The following is a 20008-nucleotide window of genomic DNA, read 5'->3' as shown; positions in this document are numbered from 1 at the left end:
GTCGGCGTCCCTCCCGCACAACGCCGTCATGACGGTCCCTCATCGCGGGCCCGGGCCCGGGCCCGGGGCCGGTAGCCGGGGGCCGAGGCGCCGATGACGCCCCACGGCCCTCTGGTAGGCGGCGGCCATGGCCCGGCCGCCGCGGCCGTCGTCGTAGGCATGAAGCGCCGTGGTGGCGCCGTCGCCAATGGTGGTGATGCGCCTCGATCCAGCGCAGCGCCCATCAAACGGCGGGTTCGGCTTCGCCCTGAAGTGAATCGAGTGGCGGCCGGGAGCTTCCACTACCTCGCGATCAGCCGCTTGGTGTATCCCGCTTCGACGAGCCGCTCGTACGCGTCGCGTACGTTGTCGGGGACCTCGACAGGGACGGCGAATCCGGCCTCGGCGTAGACCCACAGACGCTGAGTGTCCCCGACGAGCATGTTCAGCACTCGCTGCTCGTCGCCGATGGACTCGACGTAGTCCTTCAGCTCCAGCCACCGAGCGGAGCACACGACGTCGAGCTCCGGCCAGACCTTCCGGACCGTGGCCCACGCACGGCGCTGCTGATACGGACGGCTGATGATCGTCGCTGACCGCGGATCGAGGTCGCGGCGGATCGACACGCGGCCGTCCGCTTCGCACGGAGGATCGACGTCGACCAGATGCGACCGGTCGACCTGGTCGTCACGGGCAGCGTCGCGGTCGACACTGCCGGTGCTCGGATCGGAAAGGGCGTCGGCTACGGTGACATCGAGGTCGCGATCCTGGCCGAGGCCGGCCTGATCGGGCCCGCGACCACGATCGCGACGACCGTCCATGATCTCCAGGTCGTTGATTCCGCGATCCTGGAGGCTGACCATGACTTCCACGTCGACCTGGTCGTCACGCCGACGCGGGTGATCGAGACCGCGATCCGCAAGCGACCGACCGGAATCGACTGGGATCGTATGCTCGAGGCCAAGATCCAGGACATCCCGGCCCTGGCGGCCCGCCGTAGCAGAAGCGCATGAGTGCCGAGCCGCACGAACACGATCCCACCGATCGCGTTGCTGCCGTGGGGCACGAGGCCGCGGTCCAAGCCGGGATCGACGACGACGGCGCTCGCCCGCTGCGCTATGGCTCGAACGCTCTCTTCCTCTTGCCTCGCGCCGAACTCGTCGCCCGGGTCGGCCGGCCGGGATCGTTCGTGGTCGCCCAGCGGGAGGTCCGGATTGCCGGGTGGCTCGCCGACCAGGGATTGCGCTCGAACATGCCCGCACCCGGAATCGAGCAGCCGGTTCGCGTCGGGGACCGGTCGGTCACCTGGTGGCTGCCTCTCGCGCCACACCGCCACGCCACTACGACCGAACTGGCGACCGTCCTGCGCCGGTTGCACGAGCTTCCGGTCCCGGCGGGCCTTGGCCTGTCCGCCGTCGAACCACTCGCGCGGGTCGAGCAGCGCCTCGGTGGTGCGACCGGGATCGCGCAGAGGGATCGGGCCTGGCTTCTCGATCGCCTTGCCTGCCTGCGCGAGAAGATCACCGCCGGAGTGGTGCCTACCCGGACCGTCGTCGTCCACGGTTCCGCCTGGCAGGGCAACGTCGTCGTGCCCGACGGCGACGGGCCGGTCCTGCTCGACTTCGAGACCATGGCGCTCGGGCACCCCGACTGGGACCTGATCCCCGTCGCCGTCGACCACGCCGACTTCGCGCGGCTCAGCGACGCGGACTACGACGCGTTGGTCGGCGCGTACGGCGGTCACGACGTCACCCACATGCCCTGGTTCCGCACGATGGCCGACATCCAGGAGCTTCGCTGGACCGCTTTCGTCGCCGAGAAGGCCGCCGGCGACTCGCGCGCCGCGGCCGAAGCCGCCCACCGCATCGCGTGCCTCCGCGGTGAGGTCCCCAAGCCCTGGACGTGGACGGCCTTCTGACGGGGGTCACGGCGGCAGATTGCCGAGACCTGCCGCCCTGAATGCCCTCCAGTGGGGGTGGCATCCGGTCCGCGGCCAGTGCGGCCGGGCCGCGCGTCAGCTGTTCCAGCCCTCTTCGATGGCTGTCACGAGCTGATCCTCCACGGCTTCGGCCTCAGGTAGCAGCTCTTCTTCCGAGCCTTGGACCCAGATGGCGCGTTCGTGGTGAGCATCGAAGGAAACCTCGACCTGGGTGTCGGTCAGTTCTTCCCTGGTGACGAGTTCGATCGTGTCGCCGTCCGACACAAGGGGGCGCAGGTCGTGGACGAGATCCGCGGCGTCGTCGGGAGTCCCGATCTCGATCCTGGCGTGCAGCCGGGGCTGGCGCAGCAGGTTCACCCCGTTGACCGTCAGCGTCATCGGGGCATCGGCGGCTCGAGCGATGGTGATCATCTCGCCGAGGTCTTCGGCTGTCGCACGTGCCGTGACCGGGCCGGCGCGAAGCTCGAACTCGATCCACGCGTCGTCGAGAGATGCTTCCTCGAGGGCGCGGGCGACGTCGGCCATGGCATCGACGTCGGGCACGTCGATCGTGACGGGGTCTCCGAGAGAGATCGTCGTGACCGTCCGTTCTGCAAGGAGGGCGTCCACCACCGCGTCCATCCGTCCGACGTCGAACGGGCCGACCTCGCCCGTGACGATTCCGCCGCCTGTGACAAGGATGCTGGGGGCGTGGTACTCGGCGGAGAGCTCACGTGCCTTGGCCCGCGCGGTCAGGAAGTCGTCGTACGGAGCGACGGCGATCTTGGCGAAGCCCGGGGTGAGGTGCGCCGCCGCGACCGGTGTCGCGGCGGAGATGTTCCGATAGGCCTCGACGGCCGTCGTCGCATCGCCCCGCGGGTGCGTGGACGGGCCGGCGCCGCCGTCCGCGGGCTGTGCCGACGGAGAGCGGTCGACTCCCACGGCATCGGAGACGAAGAGTGACTCTTCCTCTTCGAGAGGGGATGTACCGCGCTGCGTGACGTTCAGGGCGACATCGTCACAGGGACGGCCGGAGCATCCGTCCCGGAGCGCCACGTAGGTCGCCGCGAGATCGGCGGATGTGAGGGTCTGGACCTCGAGGTCCGGCCCGTCGGCCACGATGTGAGCGGATTCCGCCGTGGGCTCGTCGCGCAGCACCTCGAACCAGGACATGGCCACGTCACGCGCGTCCAGGTCAGTGGTGGTCTCGATCTGGATGCCGTCCGCGACGACTGCGCCCTCGGAGCTCTCGATGAAGGCCAGGAAGAGGCTGGCGTCGTCGAGGATGTTCTCGACGTCGGCCAGGGGCAGGTCGCGCTCGAGGTGGATCGTGGCACCGACGCCGCCCACACCCGGCAGCGGTTCGTGACTCTGCACGTCGACCTTGACGACGCCGTCCATGCCGTCGAAGTGCTCGTGGATGCTCTTGCTCTTCGCCTGCGACGAGTAGCCACAGCCCGCCGTCGCCGTGGCGAGCAGAGCCGCGATTGCCAGCGTGACCAGCGGCCTGGCCTGTGTGTTCACCGCGCCAGCGTAGGGAGTGCGGTCAGGCTCCACACCGAAAGTCACCAGGCCGACGGCACCGAGTGGCGTAGTTCCTCGGCCCGGAGTGGATGGGCGGCTCAGGCGGCCCCTGGCGGTCGCGCTGACCGACGGCGGACGCTGCGGTTGTGGAGGTTTACCGAACTGCTGCGCGACGGCGTGAGTGTGGCTGGGAGGAACCTGGCGCGCTTGGGGGAGAGGCCTGGCCGCGAGGCCTTCACGGCGAGCCAGCCCGATAGCGTCGCGCAGGATATGGGCCGTCCGGCGAAGGGGATCCGATGAAGGCCGACCAGTACGACGAGTTCGCAGCCAGCTACGACGTAGAGAACGCCGGGAGCCTGCTCAACGCCTGGTACGAACGGCCGGCCATGCTCCGCCTCGCGGGCGACGTACGTGGCCGCAAGATCCTCGACGCGGGCTGCGGCTCCGGACCGCTGTCCGCCGAGCTGCGCCACCGCGGCGCCGACATGACCGGGTTCGACGGCAGCCCCACGATGATCGAGCTCGCCCGCCGCAGGCTCGGCGACGGCGTCCCGCTGACCGTCGCAGATCTCGCGCAGCCGCTGGCCTACGCGGACGACACCTTCGACGACGTCGTCGCCTCCCTCGTCCTGCACTACCTCGAGGACTGGCACCCGCCGCTGACCGAGCTGCACCGGATCCTCAAGCCCGGCGGCCGCCTCATCCTCTCTGTCAACCACCCGCTCGTGCGCCCCTTCTTCTTCCCGGACGAGGACTACTTCGCGATCCGGCAGTACTCGGAGGAGTACGAGTTCGCTGGGCGGCCGGGGACGCTGACGTTCTGGCACCGGCCGCTGCACGCGATGACCGACGCCTTTGCTGCTGCGGGGTTCCGCATCGCATCCATGGCCGAACCCGCACCCTCCCCGGACACACCGTCCGAGCTCCTCCCGCCACGTATCGCGAGCGGAGAGCGGACCGCCTTCGTGTCCTTCCTCTTCTTCGTCCTCGACGTCGGCTGAGACCCATCAGCGCGGAAGCGGCCCCGCGTAGCTCTCGCGTGCCGCGCGGACGTTCGGCTCGTGCTCGCTCCACCAGGTGCTGAGTGCCACGAAGACGGGTTGCAGGGTGAGGCCGAGTTCCGTGACGTCGTACTCGACGCGCGGCGGGACCTCGCCATACGCGCGGCGAGTGATCAGGCCGTCACGTTCCATCTGCCGCAGCTTCGCGGCGAGGACCTTCGGGCTGATCTCCAGGCTCCGCTGGAGCTCTCCGAAGCGTTGCGCGCCGTGCGTGTGGAGGGCCCAGAGGATCGGCGTCGTCCAGCGGGAGTGGACGACGTCGACCGCGCGGGTGATCGGGCAGGCCTCGGTCGGGGTGTCGGCCGGCGGTGTGGGCCAGGTCGTCATGGTGTCTCTCCCGGAGTCACGGCATCGCTCCGATACTTTCCTGGGGGTACCTAGCCCTGGGTGCGACCGAGCAGGCCCGGACACATTACGAGTACGCCCACCTCATCTACACCGAACTCGACAGGCCCGAGGCGGACGAGGTGCTTGCCCGCCTGGTCGAGGTGCGGGCCGCAGCCGGGTAGCCTCGGGCCGTGGGACGCGCGCGAGGACCAGCCGGGCCGCACGCCGACCGGGGATTCTTCGGGCCCGGCTCGGTCGCCTACCGGGTCTGGCTCTACCCGACGTCCACCGTGCTCGGGTTCATGCGGGCGGTGAGCGTCGAATTCCTCGACCCGCACCTGAGCGCTGCCGTGCAGCAGACCGGCCAGGTCATGCGGCGGACCCGGCTGCGCTACGACCGGACCATGCAGTACTTCGCGGCGGTCCTGTACGCGGACGCCGAGACCGTGCTGCGTCTCTCCGACGAGCTCGAGAAGATCCACGCCCGCTCCCACGGCACCGATCCGGTCACCGGCACCCGGTTCGACGCGAACCACCCGGAGTCCCAGCTCTGGATCCACGTCACGGCCTGGCACTCGATCCTCAAGTGCTACGAGGAGTTCGGCCCGGGACCGCTGAGCCCGGAGGACGAGACACGCTACTGGGCGGATTGCGCGAAGGCCGCCGAACTGCAGACCATCGACCCGGACACGGTGCCGCGCAGCCGCGAGGCCGTGCGCACGTACTTCGCCGAACGGCGCGCCCGCAACGCGGCATCGGAGCACGCCCAGGCCCACTACCGGTTTCTCGTGCACGGCGCACGCGCCATCACGAGTGACCTGCCGAGCCGCGCCGGGCGGGTCGCCGGCCGCCTCCTGGACAAGGTCACCTGGCGCGCCATCGCCTCGACCCTGCCGCGATGGGCGAACGAACTCGGCGGCGTGCGGTACGGGCCCGGCGACAGGCTGTTCCTGGCGGTGTTCGGCCGGCCCGTGGTGCGGTTCGCCCACCGCTACCTGCACGACCACCCGGCACTCGCGGCCAGGGTGCTGGGCCGGCTCGCGCCGCTGTGCCATCAGATCCTCGAGCCGGTGCTCCTGCGCCGGCCGCCCGTGCGGGACAAGGTCTGGTCGATCGCGGAGGCACGCGAACGGTTCGGCCACACAGCCGGGACCCCCGCTGGGCGAACTCGTCTGCGGTGACCGGTTCCGGCGTCGCGACGAAATCCTCCTCCGGTATCCCGAGCAGCTTGAGGTACGAGCACTCCGAGGAGAACCCCGTAGGCCTCGCCGCCGTAGGCCTCGTGGGGGAGAGTGGGAGTGTCGTGAGCGAGCCGATGGCCCGAGCCTTGGAGAGAGACGATGACCACCACCGACCTGCCCGCCCCGATCCAGGAGTTCGTCGACGCGACCAACGCGGCCGACACCGATCGCTTCCTGGCGGTGTTCACCGACGACGCCTACCTGTACGACTGGGGGCGCGAGTTCCACGGTGTCCACGGCGTCGCGGAGCGGAACCAGACCGACAACATCGGCATGGCCAGCCGGTTCGAGGTCGTCTCGCGCGAGGACGGCGAGGGCCCGGACGAGCACGTCGTGACGCTGAAGGTGAGCGGCAACCGGTTCAACGGGACCGGCCCGCTGAAGTTCCGCCTGCGCGACGGCAAGGTCGCGCGCGTCGTCATCGAGTGACCGCCTGCGCGAGAGCCGCTCGCCGCCCGCCTCGCCCGGGAAGTTAACGCAAACATCGTGACCGTCCTGTGACCCCGGACCGTTGTGTCAAGGTTTTTCCGACGGTTAGATTTAGCCGCGTTGCAACCTGGCGGCGTCGGCAACGAGGCCGGCGCCGGACCGCAGAGAGGCGGCCGCCGTGGTGATGCAGGCGAGCGTGGAGGCGCGGACGAGCGCGGAGCGGCGTGACCGTGCGCCGACGCGACCCCGGAAGTCGTTGCTGAGACGGATCAGCCGGAACCGGACGCTGCTCCTCATGTGCCTCCCGGCCATCGCGTTCTTCATCGTCTTCGCCTACGCCCCGATGCCGGGGGCGTGGATCGCGTTCACGAACTTCAACTACCGGGACGGGATCTTCGGGAGCCCCTTCGTGGGCCTGCGGAACTTCGAGTTCCTCATACAGTCCGGGCAGCTGTGGCAGCTCACCAAGAACACGATCCTCTACAACCTGGCCTTCATCGTGCTGGGGAACATCCTCCAGATCGCGCTGGCGGTGATGCTGAACGAGATCAGGGCGAAGTACTTCAAGAAGATCAGCCAGGCCGTGATGTTCCTGCCGTACTTCATCTCCGTGGTCCTCATCGGGGTCATCGCCTTCAACCTGCTGAACTACGACACCGGGTACGTCAACGCGCTCATCCAGCAGACCGGCGGGGACCCGATCAAGATCTACAGCACCGCCGGCGCCTGGCCGATCATCATCGTCCTCTTCCAGCTCTGGCAGAGCACCGGGTACGGATCCATCGTCTACTTCGCGGCGATCATGGGCATCGACAACTCCCTGTTCGAGGCGGCCGCGATCGACGGCGCCTCCGCCTGGCAGCGCATCCGGCACATCATTCTCCCGAGCCTGAAGCCCACGTTCATCATCCTTCTCCTGTTCTCGCTGGGCGGGATCATGCAGGGAAACTTCGGCCTGTTCTGGAACCTGGTAGGGAACAACGCCGCGCTGTTCTCCACCACGGACATCATCGAGACCTCCGTGTACCGGATGATCCTGTCCCAGAACAATTTCACGTCGTCGACGGCGGTGGGGTTGTACCAGTCCCTGTTCGGGTTCGCGCTCGTGCTGCTGGCCAACTGGATCGTGCGAAGGATCAACGAAGACTATGCGCTGTTCTGAGAAGCCACTCGCTGTTCTGACGCAGAAAGGTACGAGATGAGTCACGTCGTCGCGACGAAGCGGCCGCGCAAGGTCAGGCTCGACAGGAGCGACTACGTGCTGCGGGGGATCTCGTATCTCACGGTCACGACGTTCGCCGTGTTCTGCACGCTGCCCTTCATCCTGATCGTCTCGGCGTCGCTGTCCAGCGAGTCCGCGATCATGCGGGACGGCTTCGGCCTGCTGCCCAAGGAATTCACGCTCGCCGCCTACGAGTACATCTTCCGGGCTCCCCGGCAGATCATCGGCTCGTACGTCGTCACGATCGTGATGACCGTCTCGGGTACCGCCATCGGGCTGTTCATCATCTCCATGACGGGATACGCCCTGAACCGGCGGGACTTCCCCTTCAGGAACGGCATCGCGTTCTTCATCTACTTCACGACGCTCTTCTCCGCGGGGCTGGCGCCCACGTACATCTGGGTCGCGCGCTACCTGGAGCTGAGGGGCAGCTACCTTGCGGTGTTCCTCCCACTGCTCATGACCCCGTGGCTCATCATCCTGATGAAGAACTTCATGCGGTCGATCCCCTACGAGATCGTCGAGTCCGGGAAGATCGACGGTGCGGGGGACTTCCGGATCTTCCTCCGGCTCGTCCTCCCGATGATGAAGCCGGCGCTGGCCACGATCGGCCTTTTCCTGGCCCTGGGTTACTGGAACGAGTGGTACCTCTCCTCGCTGTACCTCGGGAGCACGGTGGAGTTCAAGCCCCTGCAATACCACCTGTACAACATCATCAACACCGCGAACGCGCTGAGGAATTCGGTGGCCGGCTCGAACGTCAGCATCACGGAGCTTCCGAGCAACACGCTCAAGATGGCGAGCGCCGTGGTGGCGACAGGTCCGATCGTGCTGGTCTACCCCTTCGTCCAGAGGTACTTCGTCAGCGGCATCACGGTCGGAGCGGTCAAGGGCTGAGCGCCGGCGACGGAAAGCGGCCTGCAGACCGGCACATCCAGAAGGATCTGCAGCGCCCGGAACATTCACGGAAGACCTGTAGTACCGAAACAACGATGGAGTCTCAACGATGAGAAATTCACTCACCAAGGCCGGGGCCGCGACTCTCGCCCTGGCCATGACGACGGCGACGCTCGCCGCCTGCGGCCCGAGCGACGGCACGGAGCCCGGGGAACCAACGACGATCACGATGCTCGTGCTCGGAGACAAGCCCACCAACGGTCACCTCGAGGCCATGCTGGAGGAGCTGAACCCGCGGCTCGAGGAGGAGGCGAACGCCAACCTCGACCTGTTCTACGTCGAGTGGGCCGACTGGCAGACCCAGTACAACACCCAGCTCCTCGCCGGCGACGACAGCATCGACCTGATCACCACCGCGACCGACTGGCTCTTCGCCTGGGAGAACGCCGAGAAGGGCGCGTTCCTCCCGCTGTCGGAGGAGATGCTCCAGGAGCACGCGCCGCGGACCTGGGAACAGGTGGACGCCGAGGGGCACTGGGACCTGACCAAGCTCGACGACGGCCAGATCTACTTCATTCCCGAGGACAACTACACCCAGTGGACGAACCACGGGTTCTTCTACCGCGGCGACTGGGCCACCGAGGCGGGCTTCGAGGACGGCACGATCACGAAGTTCGAGGACTTCACGACCTACTTCGAGTGGGTCAAGGAGAACCAGGAGGACGCCTACCCCTGGGACATCGCGGGAGCCAACGAGGCCGCGCTGACCGGGTACCTCCAGGGACACACCGACGGCCAGACGATCGGGCAGCTCACCGCCGGGAACTACTTCCCGTTCCAGACCACGGAATCGGACCCGTACACGGTGACGTCCTGGTACATGGAGGGTGACGAGCTCCTGGAGGCCGCCGAGCTCGCGAAGGAGTGGAACGAGATCGGCGTCTGGCGCGAGGACGCGCTGAACTACGACGGCGTCACGCGCGAGCAGATGTACGCCGGCCTCTCCGGCGCGGACCAGCACCACACGCAGACCTTCGTCGGCTCGATCGTCGACAACATGACCAAGAAGCAGCCCGCGTCCGACCCGAAGTTCTTCTACTGGGGTCAGGAGAACGGGAACGTCTTCAGGGACATCCTCACGCACGGCGCCATGGCCGTGAACGCCACCTCGGGCAACCCCGAGAAGGCGCTCGAGGTCTACGACGTCATCCGGAACGACGAGGAGGCCTACAAGCTCCTCAACTTCGGCATCGAGGGCACCGACTACATCGTCACCGACGACGGCAAGCTCGACCGCCCCGAGGGCTGGGACGAGACCACGGACGCACTGGGATCGAACTTCTGGGCGGGCCGCATGGACGAGTTCGAGCTGGACAGGGTCACGGACGCCCCGAACAAGCAGGAGATCTACGACGGTCTCGACGCGGTGGCGAAGGACTACCCGTACTCGACGTTCGTGCCGAACAAGAACCAGATCGACCCGACGCTCGCGGCCATGGGCGGCGTGCTCTCCGAGTACATCCCGCAGCTCCAGTACGGCAAGTTCGACGACCCGGAGGCCGCCATCGCGGAGATGCGGCAGAAGCTGACCGACGCCGGCTATGAGGATGCCAGGGACTCGATCCAGGCCGACCTGGATGCCTGGGCCGAGGAGCGCGGCCTGAAGTAGGCCCCGAGGTCCACCATCCCCGCTGTGCGGGCCCGTGCGCCGGGCCCGCACAGCCCGTCCGCGAGAGACGAGGCGCTCGTGAGCAGAATCCTCCACCCGGACTCACCGCTCCTGCGGTTCCTGACCAGGGTCGCGGACCTGATGATCCTCAACCTCCTGTTCGTCGTCACGTCCGTCCCGGTCGTGACGCTGGGGGCGTCGCTGACGGCCCTGAACTACACCGCCATGAAGATCCTGACCGACGAGCACGAATCCGTGACGGGGGACTACCTCCGGTCGTTCCGGGCGAACTTCCGGCAGGCGACCCTGCTCGGGCTGGCCGTGGCGTTCCTCGGGCTGGTCCTCGCGGCGTGGTACGTGGCCGCCGAGATCCTCGGCATCTCCGTCGTCGTCCGGTTCGTCCTGCAGGCGATCTGCTACCTGATCGCGTTCCGGGTCGTCCTGGTCGCGCTGTACGCGTTCCCCTACCTCGCGAAGTTCGAGAACAGCGTGCTCGACGTGCTGAACAACTCGCGCAAGCTGTCCGTCCGCCACCTGTTCGCGTCGCTGGCCGTCCTCGTCGTCACCGCGCTGCCGGTCGTCGTCACGGCCTTCTACCCGGCAGTCGCGGGGTACGGCCTGCTCTGGTTCCTGATCGGGTTCGCGGGGATCGCCTTCGTGAACGCCGTCGTGTTCACCGGCGTCTTCGGCAAGTACATCCCCATGGAAAGCGCAGGCTGACGTGATCGAACTGCTCCCCTCAGGGCTCGTGCTCGACGGCGGCGAGCGGGTGCGCCTGTGCGCCTCCCTCTTCTACTTCCGCGTCCCCCGCGAGTCCTGGGCCTCCCGCCTGGAGGCCGTGCGGGCCTCGGGCTACGACCTCGTCGACGTCTACCTCCCGTGGAACTTCCACGAGGTCGCCCCCGGGCGGTGGGACTTCGGGGGACGCCGCGACGTCGCGGCCTTCCTCGACCTCGCCCACGACGCCGGCCTGGGGGTGATCGCCCGCCCCGGCCCCTACATCTGCTCCGAGTGGGACGGCGGCGCCCTGCCCGCATGGCTCACCCTCACCGAAGGGCTGCGGCTCCGCCAGGCCGAGCCGCAATACCTGGCCCACGTGGAGGCCTGGTTCGACCAGGTCCTCCCGCTGCTCGCCGCGCGCGAGCACGGCCGCGGCGGCGCAGTGGTCGCGGTCCAGCTCGAGAACGAGCTCGACTTCTTCGACTGCGCGGACCGCGCCGGGTACATCGGCCGGCTGCGCGACCTCGCCGTGGCGCACGGGATCAGCGTCCCGCTCGTCGCCTGTGCGGGGCAGGGCGACCTCGCGGGCGCCACGGGTGACGTCGACGACGTCGTACCGGCCGTCAACTTCTACCCGGACGACAGCTCGGCGTTCATCGAGTCCGAGGTCCGCCGCTACACGGACCTCGCCGCCGACCGCGGCCTGCCGCTGCTCGTCACCGAGACGAACCGGCGGCACGCCACGCTCCGGCGACTCGTCGTCAGCGGGGCCAAGGTCGTCGCGCCGTACCTCCAGGCGTCCGGGTACGACTTCGGCTGGACGCCCTCGGTCGGCAACTGGGGAGACCCGGGCAGCTTCATGTCGCACGACTACGACTTCGGCGGCTACCTCGACCCCGTCGGCGCCCCGCGCCCCGAGCACGCGGAGGCGCGCGTCCTGTCCGCGGTCCTGCGCACGCTCGGCCCGGCGCTCGCCCGCGCCACCGCCGAAGCCGCGCCCGGCGCGTACACCTGCGACGTCGCCACCAGCGCGGAACCCTCGCGTCTCGTGCTCGACGGCGGCGGCGAGCTCCTCGGCGTCCCGAACCTCACCGAGGAGTGGGGGACGGTGACGCTGCCTGCCGCCGACGTGACGGTTCCGCTGCCCCCGGCGTCGTGCCTCCTCGTGCTGCGCGACCTGCCGCTGGCGCCCTACGGCCTGGCCGGGACGCTTCGTCTCGCGACGGCCGACCTCGTCGGGGCCGGGCCGGACGGACTCGTGCTGTCGGCGCGTGGCGCGAGCGTCGTCGTGCTCGAGACGCCTGATCCCGCCGCCGCAGGACGAGGCGCTACTGGTGGCCTCGCGTTCGCCGACCTCGCCGCGCCCACGCCCGGCACACCCCTCCGGGCGACGCTCACAGCGGGGGGCGCGACGTGGGATGTCGTCGTCCTCCACCCCGACGACGTCGTTGCCCCGCCCGTCGCGCCTGCCGTGGACCTACCCGCCCTCCTTCCGGCCGCCCTGCCTGCCGAGGGTGAGCCCTTGCCTATCGCGATGGCCACCCGCCTCGGCCTCGCCACCCGGAGCGGCGCCACGACCCGGCACGACCTGCCGCCGTCGTCCGAGAGCCTGGGCGTCTACCGCGGACGCACGCACTACGGCGCCGACGTCGGGGGACTTACCGAGCTCCTGTTGCAGGGTGCCTCGGACATCGTGGACCTCACCCTGGACGACGACGTCCGGCCCACCCTCGCGCGCTTCGGCGCCTCGACGCTGGTGCCGGTCGCGGGAGCGCGCCGTCTGGAGGCCACCGTCGAGACCTGGGGCCACGCCAACTTCGACGACGTGCGGCTGCCCGCCCTGCGGATGGGATCGCTGCGCGGGCTCGGGCAGGTGTGGTCCGTCGCCGGACGCGCCGACGTGTCCGCGCTGTGGGAAGTGACGGGGGAGGGTGCCTGGCCCGGTGAGCCCGCGCCTCTGCGGGCCCTGGCGGGCTGGAGCAGCACCCGCGTCGGCGGGCCCGTCACCTACCGGCGCGGCCTGCCGGTCGACGGACGGTCGCACCACGCGCTGCGCCTCGACGGGCTCGAGGGCTCGGCGAGCGTCGTCGTCGACGGCGTCACGCACGTCGTCACGCAGGACGAACCGTGGCTCTACCTCGCACCCGGGGAGGGAACGGACGTTGCCGTCACGGTGCCGCACAGGCCGGGGGCCGGGCTGCGCGCCGAGCTCCTTCGGGTCGAGCCGGTACGCGGCTGGGACGTCGAGCCGCAGCCCGACGGCGCCCTCCTGGCGCTCGCCGCGACCGCCGCGACAGGCGAGCCCGTGAGCCTCCCGCTCGACCTCGCACCCGGGGACGAGGCCTGGTTCGACGCCGACGTCCCCGCCGGCGGGCTCTCACTGCGGTTCGAGGGACGGCAGGTCCGCGTCAGTGCGTTCGCGGGCGGCGAACTGCTCGGCCGCGTCTGGCTCGACGACGACGCCCGGCCGCGCTTCACCGGAGGCGACCCCACCCGGCTCTGGCTGCCCGCCGCGTGGAATACTGGGGCGGTCCGACTCATGGTCCGTGGCACGCGAGGGAAGGAGTCCCCGCAGCTCGGACGCGTGCGAGCCACTGCGGCCCAGGAGTGAACATGGCCACCCCCAGGAGGACGTCGCGCGACATCCGCAGCGAGTCCAGGCTGGACGTCCTCCACGCCGTCCTCGTCGCGGGAGAGACCACGCGGAACGAGATCGTCCGGGTCACCGGCCTGAGCCCGTCCACGGTCGCGACCATCGTCGGCGAACTGATCGCCGAAGGCATCGTCGCCGAGACGAAGCTGACCGCCGGACGAGTCGGCCGCCCCACCGCCACCCTCACCATGAACGCCGCCCGCGGACGCGTCGTCGGCATCGACGTCGCCGAGACCTACGTGGGCGCCGTCATGTTCGACGCCGCGCTCGGCCAGATCGCCTCCGTCGAGGAACCCCGCGACGAGCACGTCCTCGACCCCGCCACCGTGGTCGAGGGCATCGGGAGCGCGCTCGACGACGTCCTCCACCAGGGAGGCGTCACCCGCGCCGACGTCCTCGGCGTCGGCATCGCCCTCCCCGGACTCGTCCAGGGCGCCTCCGGAGCGTCCGTCGTCGTACCGCACTGGAACTGGCACAAGGTCGAACTGGAACGCCTGCGAGAACGCGTCGGCCTGCCACTCATCGTCGACAACCCCCTCAAAGTCATCGCCACCGCCGAGCTCTGGCTCGGCCGCGGCCGGTACGGCTCCAGCATGATCACCATCAACCTCGGCACCGGCGTCGGCGCCGGAATCGTGCTCGAGAGCCGCATCCTGCGCGGCGCGACCAACTCCGCCGGCGAATGGGGCCACTCCCTCCTCGTCCTCGACGGACGCGCATGCCGCTGCGGGCGCCGCGGGTGCGTCGAGGCCTACGTCGGCGCCCCCGGCATCCAGCAGACCCTCCGCGAGATCGAGCCCGGCCACCCCCTCGCCGACCTCACCATGCAGCGCGACTTCATCAGCGCCATGGCCGACGCCGCCGCACGGCCCGACCCCGACCCCGCCGTCCGGCGCACCATCGAGCGCACCGCCTACTACCTGGGATCGGCGCTCGCGGACCTCGTCGCGATCATCAACCCGGAGATCGTGACGCTCACCGGCTGGACCACGTGGGCGCTCGGCGAGCATCTGCTGCCCGCGACCCGCGCCCGGCTCGTCGAGCAGGCGCCCGGCCGGTCCGCCGACGACCTGCGCCTCGACGTCTCGACCGTCCGCGGCAACCCGGTCGCGACGGGCGTCGGCGCGATCGCGCTGGAACGGTTCCTGACCGACGTCGGACTCCTGACGACGCGGATCCCGATCACGCTCTGACACCACGACACCAACTTGGGGTTGTGTGACACCACGGATGGTGTCATAGTGGTGCCATGGACATCACGCACTACGTCGACGATCTTCAGCGGCGCCTTGTCATCGCGGCGGAGGCCGGGAGTGACGACGCCCGGCAGCTCGCGCAGCGCTTGACCGCGCCGCTCGACGCCGCCGTCCGCCTCGTCCTGCTGGACGCTCTCTCCGAGGCGGCCGGCGAGATCTCCGCCGAGCTCGCGCCCGGCTCGGTCGACGTGCGGCTGCGCGGCGGGGAGCCGGAGTTCGTCGTCGCGCCGGCCGCTCCTGCGGAGCCTGCCGCGGCGCCTGCCGCGGCGAGCGCCGACGTCGACGGTGCGGCCACCACCCGCACCACGCTGCGCCTGCCGGACCGGCTCAAGGCGCAGGCCGAGGTCGCCGCCGCTCGGGACGGCGTCTCGGTCAACACGTGGCTCGTGCGCGCGGTCGCCGCCGCGCTCGAACCGTCCGCCGGCGGCCCGGCCCCGCAGGCCGGCACCGGCCGGCAGGCCCGGAACCGGCACACCGGCTGGGTGCGCTGAGCCCGCCGCGACACCATCTCCTGACCCGCCTGACACCACGCCGACACCACCCCGGAGGTTCCCATGCCCACATTCCCTGCCACCAGCCCCGTCCCCGTCGTCGTCGAGGTTCCCTTCGGCAACCTGCGCGTCGTCGCGAGCGAGCGGGACGACGTCGTCGTGACCGTCCTGCCCACCGACCCGGCCAAGTCCGGCAGCGTGCGTGCCGCGGAGGAGGTCCGCGTGGAGCGCGACGGCGAGTCCGTCCAGATCACCTACCCCGGCTCCTGGAAGCAGTGGGTGCTCCCGTTCGCCGCCGGCACCGCGGACATCACGGTCGAGCTGCCCGAGGGGTCCGACGTCCGGGGCAAGATCGGCTCGTTCTTCGGGGAGGGGCGCTTCGGTGTCGTCGACCTCACCGCGTCGGCCGGCGATGCCCGAATGGACGGGGCCGATCGGGTCGACCTCAAGGTCTCGGCGGGCAACGCCGTCGTCGGCCGGGTGAGCGGCACCGCGAGCGTCAAGGTGAGCACGGGCTCGGTGCGCATCGACGAGTTCGCGGGCGACGGCACGGTCCGGGCTACCAACGGCACCGTCACCGTCGGCGACGTCACCGGGTCGCTGGAGGTGACCGGGGCGCACGCCGAGATCGCGGTGAGCCGCGTGACCGGCACCCTCATCGCCAAGTCGGCCCACGCCGGGATCCGCGTGAACAACGTGGTGTCGGGCAGCGTCACGCTCAACACGTCCTACGGCTCGATCGAGGTGGGCGTCCCCGAGGGGACGGCCGCGTTCCTCGACGTCGCCTCCGAGCACGGCGCGGTCCGCAACCAGCTCACCCCCGCCGAGGCTCCCGGCGAGGAGGAGGCCACCGCCGAGATCCACGCCGGCACGGGCTACGGCGACATCATCGTCCGCCGGCCCTGAACGTCCGCCGGATGATCCCGCGGGGCGGGTGACACCACCCGTCCCGCGCCAAACCCGCACCGCACCGCCCGAGACCCGCATCCGAGAGGCCCCATCGTGTCCGATCCCTACCCGAGCGCGCCCGGAAACGCCCCCCACCCATCTGGAGGAATCATGTCAACCCCAGTGTCCGCCCCGGCGATCGACGTCGTCGGCCTGAGAAAGTCGTTCGGCGACAACGAGGTCCTCAAGGGCGTCACCTTCGACGTCCGGCCCGGCGAGATCTTCGCCCTGCTCGGCTCGAACGGCGCCGGGAAGACCACCACCGTGAACATCTGCACCACGCTGCTCCGGCCCGACGGCGGCCGCGCGTCCCTGGCCGGCCACGACGTCGTCGCGCGGCCCGAGAAGGTCCGCCGTTCCATCTCGCTGACGGGGCAGTTCGCCGCCGTCGACGAGGTGCTGACCGGGCGCGAGAACCTCGAGCTGATCGCGCGGCTCCGCCGGGTCCCGGGACCGCGGACGATCGCCACGGGCCTGCTCGCGCAGTTCGGCCTGACCGACGCCGCGGACCGCCGCGCCGGCACCTACTCCGGCGGCATGAAGCGCCGCCTCGACATCGCCATGAGCCTGGTCGGCTCCCCGGAGATCATCTTCCTCGACGAGCCCACCACCGGCCTGGACCCCGAGGCGCGCCTCGAGGTCTGGCGCACCGTCAAGGGACTGGCCGAGAACGGCACCACCATCCTGCTCACGACCCAGTACCTGGAGGAGGCCGAGCAGCTCGCGAACCGCATCGCGATCCTGCACGAGGGCACCATCATCGCGAACGGCACGCTCGCCGAGCTCACGACGATGTTCCCGCCGGCCACGGTCGAGTACGTCGAGAAGCAGCCCACCCTCGAGGAGATCTTCCTCGCCATCATCGGAAAGAAGGAGGCGAACTGATGCTTCGCGACACCTCGACACTCACCGGGCGCCTGATGAAGCAGATCCTGCGCAGCCCCGACACGATCATCACGGTCGCCATCACCCCGATCGCGATCTTCCTGCTGTTCCGGTACGTGTTCGGCGGGGCGATCGAGACCGGCGGGGCCAACTACACCAACTACCTGCTGCCGGGAATCCTGCTCATCACCATCGCGTCCAGCGTGGCCTACACGGCCCTGCGGATCTTCAACGACACCAGCAAGGGCATCACGGCCCGGCTCAGCACCATGCCGATCTCCCGCTCGGCGGTGCTGTGGTCGCACGTGCTGACCTCGATGGTGTCGAACGCGGTCACCGCGGTCCTCATCGTCGGCATCGCGTTCGCGATGGGCTTCCGCCCGGAGGCGAGCCTCCTCGACTGGCTGGCCGCCCTCGGCGTGCTCGCGCTGTTCACGCTGGCCCTGACCTGGATGTCGGTGATCCCCGGCCTGACCGCCACGACCATGGAGGGCGCGGGCGCGTTCTCCTACCCGCTGATCTTCCTGCCGTTCCTCAGCTCCGCGTTCGCGCCCACGGAGTCGATGCCCGGCCCGGTCCGCTGGTTCGCCGAGAACCAGCCGGTCACCTCCGTGGTCGAGACGCTGCGGGCGCTGTTCGAGGGGCGGCCGGCCGGCGACGACATCTGGGTCGCGCTGGCCTGGATCGTCGGCATCGGGGCCCTCTGCTACGCCCTGGCCCTCCGCACCTACCGCAAGAGGATCTGACCCACCTCAGGTGCCCAGGTGGCGCTCGATCTCGTCGACGATCTCGGCGGGGCCGGGCGCCACGTCGACGCTGATCCCGGGCTCGTCGTCCGCCAACGGTTCCAGCGTGGCGAGCTGGCTGTCGAGCATGGCCGGCTTCATGAAGTGCCCGGCGCGGCCCTGGATGCGCTCGCGGAGCAGGGCGTAGGAGCCGGTGAGGTGCACGAACCACACGTCGTCCCCGGCTCCCGCCCGCCCGGCCGTGCGCAGGATGTCGCGGTACTCGCGGCGCAGGGCGCTGCAGGGGACGACGGCGGTGCGGCCCTCCCGCAGTTCCCCGGCCAGCCAGTCGCGGATCTCGCGCAGCCAGGGGCGGCGGTCGTCGTCGTCCAAGGGCCGGCCCGCCGCCATCTTGGCGACGTTCTCGGGAGAGTGGAAGTCGTCGCCCTCGGCGAAGGCCGCGCCGAGGCGACCGGCGAGGAGGGCGGCGACCGTCGTCTTGCCCGACCCGGCGGTGCCCATCACGACGATCGCCCGGTGCCGCGAGCCGGCAGCGCCGGCAGGTTCAGTGCTCATGGCCTCATCATGGCCGTCGATCGGTGGTGCGCCGTCAGGCCGGTCGCGGAGTGAGTAGCCGCCGCGTCATCCGGGTTTGGGAGAGGGCTCGGACATAGGGGATGATGCTCCGCATGTTGTTCGAGTACTTCGCGAGCCCAGACGACGAGACCGCTGCAGGGACCATCGACGGGCGGTCCCTCGGCGCGACCGTGCAGTCGCACGTCGTCGACCCCGCATCGGTGCTCGGCCAGCTCGAGCGGCTGCTCGGCGCTCGCCGGGACGACGACGGCCTGCTGAGCGCGCAGATGATCGCCGAGAGCGAGGACGGCGCGCGCCTGGTGATCCGGCTCTCCGCGCACATCCTGTCGCTGTACGGGCGCGTGCAGCCGGACACGGTGAAGCTCCTGGTCGACCAGTGGTCGATGTCGCGCCGCTTCCGCCGCGTGTCGAACGGCGAGGACCTGTACCGCTTCGCCGCGGAACTGCACACGCTCTGCCGCGAGGTGCGGGGCGGCGTCTACTGCCGCGCCACGGCCGACGCCTCGGAGCTGGCGGCCCCGCCCGCCCCGGCCCCGGAGTCGATGGTCCAGGCCCGCACGGAGGACGGCGTCCTGAAGCCGCTGCCGCGCCGCGTCTGACGGCCGTCCGGGCGGACGCGCGGCCCTATTCGCCGCCTTCGTTGTCCGGGTCCCGCCACGTGCAGAGGCAGGAGCGGTTGCCCTCGGCATCGGCGAGTACCACGAACGACGGCTTCTCGCTGTCGTCGACCACCCTTCCTCCTGCGGCGACGGCCTGGTCGATACGGTCCTGGACCTGCGACGGGTCGACCCACACGTCCAGGTGCCAGCGCTGCCGCGGCTCCTCGCTGCCCGAGGCCTGGAACCAGACGACGGGCAGGCGGCCCGTCGGGTCTCCGATCTCGTCCCCGGCCCACGGCCGTGCGCCCTCGGCCGCGCCGTCCTCGTAGGCGAGAAGCTCGCGCCAGAACGGCAGCACGCCGTCCTGAGCCGGCGTGTCGAGCGCCAGCTCCACGCGTGACAGGCCGGTGCCGTCCAGGCTTACGCCGGCCTCGCGAGCCAGATCGGTGACGGTGCGGGCCATCGCGATGTCGCGCTCGGTGACGCCGCCGGCGTCGTGGCTCGTCAGGCGGATGTCGACGTGGGGGTAGCGCAGGTCCACGTCGGGGTGGTGGTTCGCCTCCTCGGCCGCGGCGTCGACGGCGTCGACCAGGGCGAGGCCCGCCGCGAAGGTGCCCGTGGCGGCACGCGTGTAGAGGGCGTCCCCGAGGAAGACCCAGCCCGTCAGCCCCAGGTTGTCGATCTGCTTTCCGGTGAGAGTGCTCATGGGACCGATCGTGCCACCGGACACCGACACGGACGACGGGACCGCGGCTGCCCGTGACCCCCACCCGCGACGTCGACGCGGAGGTCGCGCAGTGGCGTGCGCGCCGCGAGGCGCGCCGGGAGTCTCGGACGGCCCCGGCGGCGAGGGCGACGTCGGACGCC

General features: G+C 70.1%; 22 protein-coding genes. 16 read left to right on the top strand and 6 right to left on the bottom strand.

Annotated elements, in window-relative coordinates; all coding sequences use genetic code 11:
* Nucleotides 1–281: 281 nt before the first annotated feature.
* Nucleotides 282–605 (bottom strand): hypothetical protein, encoded by a 324-nt coding sequence (locus tag ACYVK5_RS14895; RefSeq protein ID WP_460706295.1) that lies wholly within the window; start codon nt 603–605, stop codon nt 282–284.
* A 39-nt stretch (nt 606–644) separates the two neighbouring features.
* On the opposite strand from ACYVK5_RS14895, the gene ACYVK5_RS14890 reads away from it, so the two are divergent.
* The gene (locus ACYVK5_RS14890; RefSeq protein WP_460706293.1) at nt 645–992 is read left to right on the top strand and encodes a 5-formyltetrahydrofolate cyclo-ligase; all 348 of its coding nucleotides are present in this window, start codon (nt 645–647) and stop codon (nt 990–992) included.
* The gene (locus ACYVK5_RS14885; protein WP_460706291.1) at nt 989–1897 is read left to right on the top strand and encodes a phosphotransferase family protein; all 909 of its coding nucleotides are present in this window, start codon (nt 989–991) and stop codon (nt 1895–1897) included. Before ACYVK5_RS14890 ends, ACYVK5_RS14885 begins: the two co-directional genes overlap by 4 nt.
* Before the next feature lie 96 nt (nt 1898–1993).
* Here ACYVK5_RS14885 and ACYVK5_RS14880 read toward each other — a convergent pair whose 3' ends face one another.
* Complete coding sequence (locus ACYVK5_RS14880; RefSeq protein WP_460706289.1) at nt 1994–3421, bottom strand: hypothetical protein; 1428 nt, start codon at nt 3419–3421, stop codon at nt 1994–1996.
* A 296-nt stretch (nt 3422–3717) separates the two neighbouring features.
* On the opposite strand from ACYVK5_RS14880, the gene ACYVK5_RS14875 reads away from it, so the two are divergent.
* The gene (locus ACYVK5_RS14875) at nt 3718–4422 is read left to right on the top strand and encodes a class I SAM-dependent DNA methyltransferase (RefSeq protein WP_460706287.1); all 705 of its coding nucleotides are present in this window, start codon (nt 3718–3720) and stop codon (nt 4420–4422) included.
* Between the two features lie 6 nt (nt 4423–4428).
* On the opposite strand, the gene ACYVK5_RS14870 is transcribed toward ACYVK5_RS14875, so the two are convergent.
* A complete protein-coding gene (locus ACYVK5_RS14870) occupies nt 4429–4809 on the bottom strand; it encodes a winged helix-turn-helix transcriptional regulator (protein WP_460706285.1) in 381 nt (126 codons plus the stop codon).
* A gap of 191 nt (nt 4810–5000) precedes the next feature.
* On the opposite strand from ACYVK5_RS14870, the gene ACYVK5_RS14865 reads away from it, so the two are divergent.
* Both ACYVK5_RS14865 and ACYVK5_RS14860 read left to right on the top strand, forming a co-directional pair.
* Entirely contained in the window at nt 5001–5990 is a 990-nt protein-coding gene (locus tag ACYVK5_RS14865; protein WP_460706283.1) for an oxygenase MpaB family protein, read from the top strand.
* Between the two features lie 159 nt (nt 5991–6149).
* Complete coding sequence (locus tag ACYVK5_RS14860) at nt 6150–6479, top strand: nuclear transport factor 2 family protein (RefSeq protein WP_460706281.1); 330 nt, start codon at nt 6150–6152, stop codon at nt 6477–6479.
* 111 nt (nt 6480–6590) lie between these two features.
* Here ACYVK5_RS14860 and ACYVK5_RS14855 read toward each other — a convergent pair whose 3' ends face one another.
* Nucleotides 6591–6776, bottom strand: coding sequence for a hypothetical protein (locus ACYVK5_RS14855; protein ID WP_460706279.1), 186 nt, complete (start codon nt 6774–6776; stop codon nt 6591–6593).
* On the opposite strand from ACYVK5_RS14855, the gene ACYVK5_RS14850 reads away from it, so the two are divergent.
* From ACYVK5_RS14850 to ACYVK5_RS14805, 10 genes are all read left to right on the top strand, one after another.
* Nucleotides 6775–7641, top strand: coding sequence for an ABC transporter permease (locus tag ACYVK5_RS14850; RefSeq protein ID WP_460706277.1), 867 nt, complete (start codon nt 6775–6777; stop codon nt 7639–7641). The two genes, ACYVK5_RS14855 and ACYVK5_RS14850, sit on opposite strands and share 2 nt — an antisense overlap.
* Nucleotides 7642–7677: 36 nt before the next feature.
* Entirely contained in the window at nt 7678–8598 is a 921-nt protein-coding gene (locus ACYVK5_RS14845) for a carbohydrate ABC transporter permease (protein WP_460706275.1), read from the top strand.
* Between the two features lie 109 nt (nt 8599–8707).
* Nucleotides 8708–10267, top strand: coding sequence for an ABC transporter substrate-binding protein (locus ACYVK5_RS14840; RefSeq protein ID WP_460706273.1), 1560 nt, complete (start codon nt 8708–8710; stop codon nt 10265–10267).
* Between the two features lie 78 nt (nt 10268–10345).
* Nucleotides 10346–10987 (top strand): YesL family protein, encoded by a 642-nt coding sequence (locus ACYVK5_RS14835; RefSeq protein WP_460706271.1) that lies wholly within the window; start codon nt 10346–10348, stop codon nt 10985–10987.
* 1 nt (nt 10988) lies between these two features.
* A complete protein-coding gene (locus ACYVK5_RS14830; RefSeq protein WP_460706269.1) occupies nt 10989–13598 on the top strand; it encodes a beta-galactosidase in 2610 nt (869 codons plus the stop codon).
* Nucleotides 13599–13600: 2 nt separating this feature from the next.
* Nucleotides 13601–14833 (top strand): ROK family transcriptional regulator, encoded by a 1233-nt coding sequence (locus ACYVK5_RS14825; RefSeq protein WP_460706267.1) that lies wholly within the window; start codon nt 13601–13603, stop codon nt 14831–14833.
* Between the two features lie 56 nt (nt 14834–14889).
* The gene (locus tag ACYVK5_RS14820; RefSeq protein WP_460706265.1) at nt 14890–15387 is read left to right on the top strand and encodes a toxin-antitoxin system HicB family antitoxin; all 498 of its coding nucleotides are present in this window, start codon (nt 14890–14892) and stop codon (nt 15385–15387) included.
* A gap of 63 nt (nt 15388–15450) precedes the next feature.
* A complete protein-coding gene (locus ACYVK5_RS14815) occupies nt 15451–16293 on the top strand; it encodes a DUF4097 family beta strand repeat-containing protein (protein WP_460706263.1) in 843 nt (280 codons plus the stop codon).
* A gap of 153 nt (nt 16294–16446) precedes the next feature.
* Entirely contained in the window at nt 16447–17220 is a 774-nt protein-coding gene (locus ACYVK5_RS14810; RefSeq protein WP_460706261.1) for an ABC transporter ATP-binding protein, read from the top strand.
* Nucleotides 17220–17966 (top strand): ABC transporter permease, encoded by a 747-nt coding sequence (locus ACYVK5_RS14805; protein WP_460706259.1) that lies wholly within the window; start codon nt 17220–17222, stop codon nt 17964–17966. The genes ACYVK5_RS14810 and ACYVK5_RS14805 overlap by 1 nt, the downstream gene beginning before the upstream one ends.
* 6 nt (nt 17967–17972) lie before the next feature.
* On the opposite strand, the gene ACYVK5_RS14800 is transcribed toward ACYVK5_RS14805, so the two are convergent.
* Nucleotides 17973–18521, bottom strand: coding sequence for a gluconokinase (locus ACYVK5_RS14800; protein ID WP_460706257.1), 549 nt, complete (start codon nt 18519–18521; stop codon nt 17973–17975).
* A 113-nt stretch (nt 18522–18634) separates the two neighbouring features.
* Between ACYVK5_RS14800 and ACYVK5_RS14795 the strand changes: the two genes are divergently transcribed.
* The gene (locus ACYVK5_RS14795; RefSeq protein WP_460706255.1) at nt 18635–19141 is read left to right on the top strand and encodes a hypothetical protein; all 507 of its coding nucleotides are present in this window, start codon (nt 18635–18637) and stop codon (nt 19139–19141) included.
* Nucleotides 19142–19166: 25 nt separating this feature from the next.
* Here ACYVK5_RS14795 and ACYVK5_RS14790 read toward each other — a convergent pair whose 3' ends face one another.
* Nucleotides 19167–19847, bottom strand: coding sequence for a 4a-hydroxytetrahydrobiopterin dehydratase (locus tag ACYVK5_RS14790; RefSeq protein WP_460706253.1), 681 nt, complete (start codon nt 19845–19847; stop codon nt 19167–19169).
* Nucleotides 19848–20008 lie beyond the last annotated feature (161 nt).

The sequence above is a fragment of the Myceligenerans halotolerans genome (assembly GCF_054782975.1).
The sequence above is the reverse complement of the archived record's forward strand: the minus strand, read 5'-3'. Positions and strand labels throughout refer to the sequence as shown.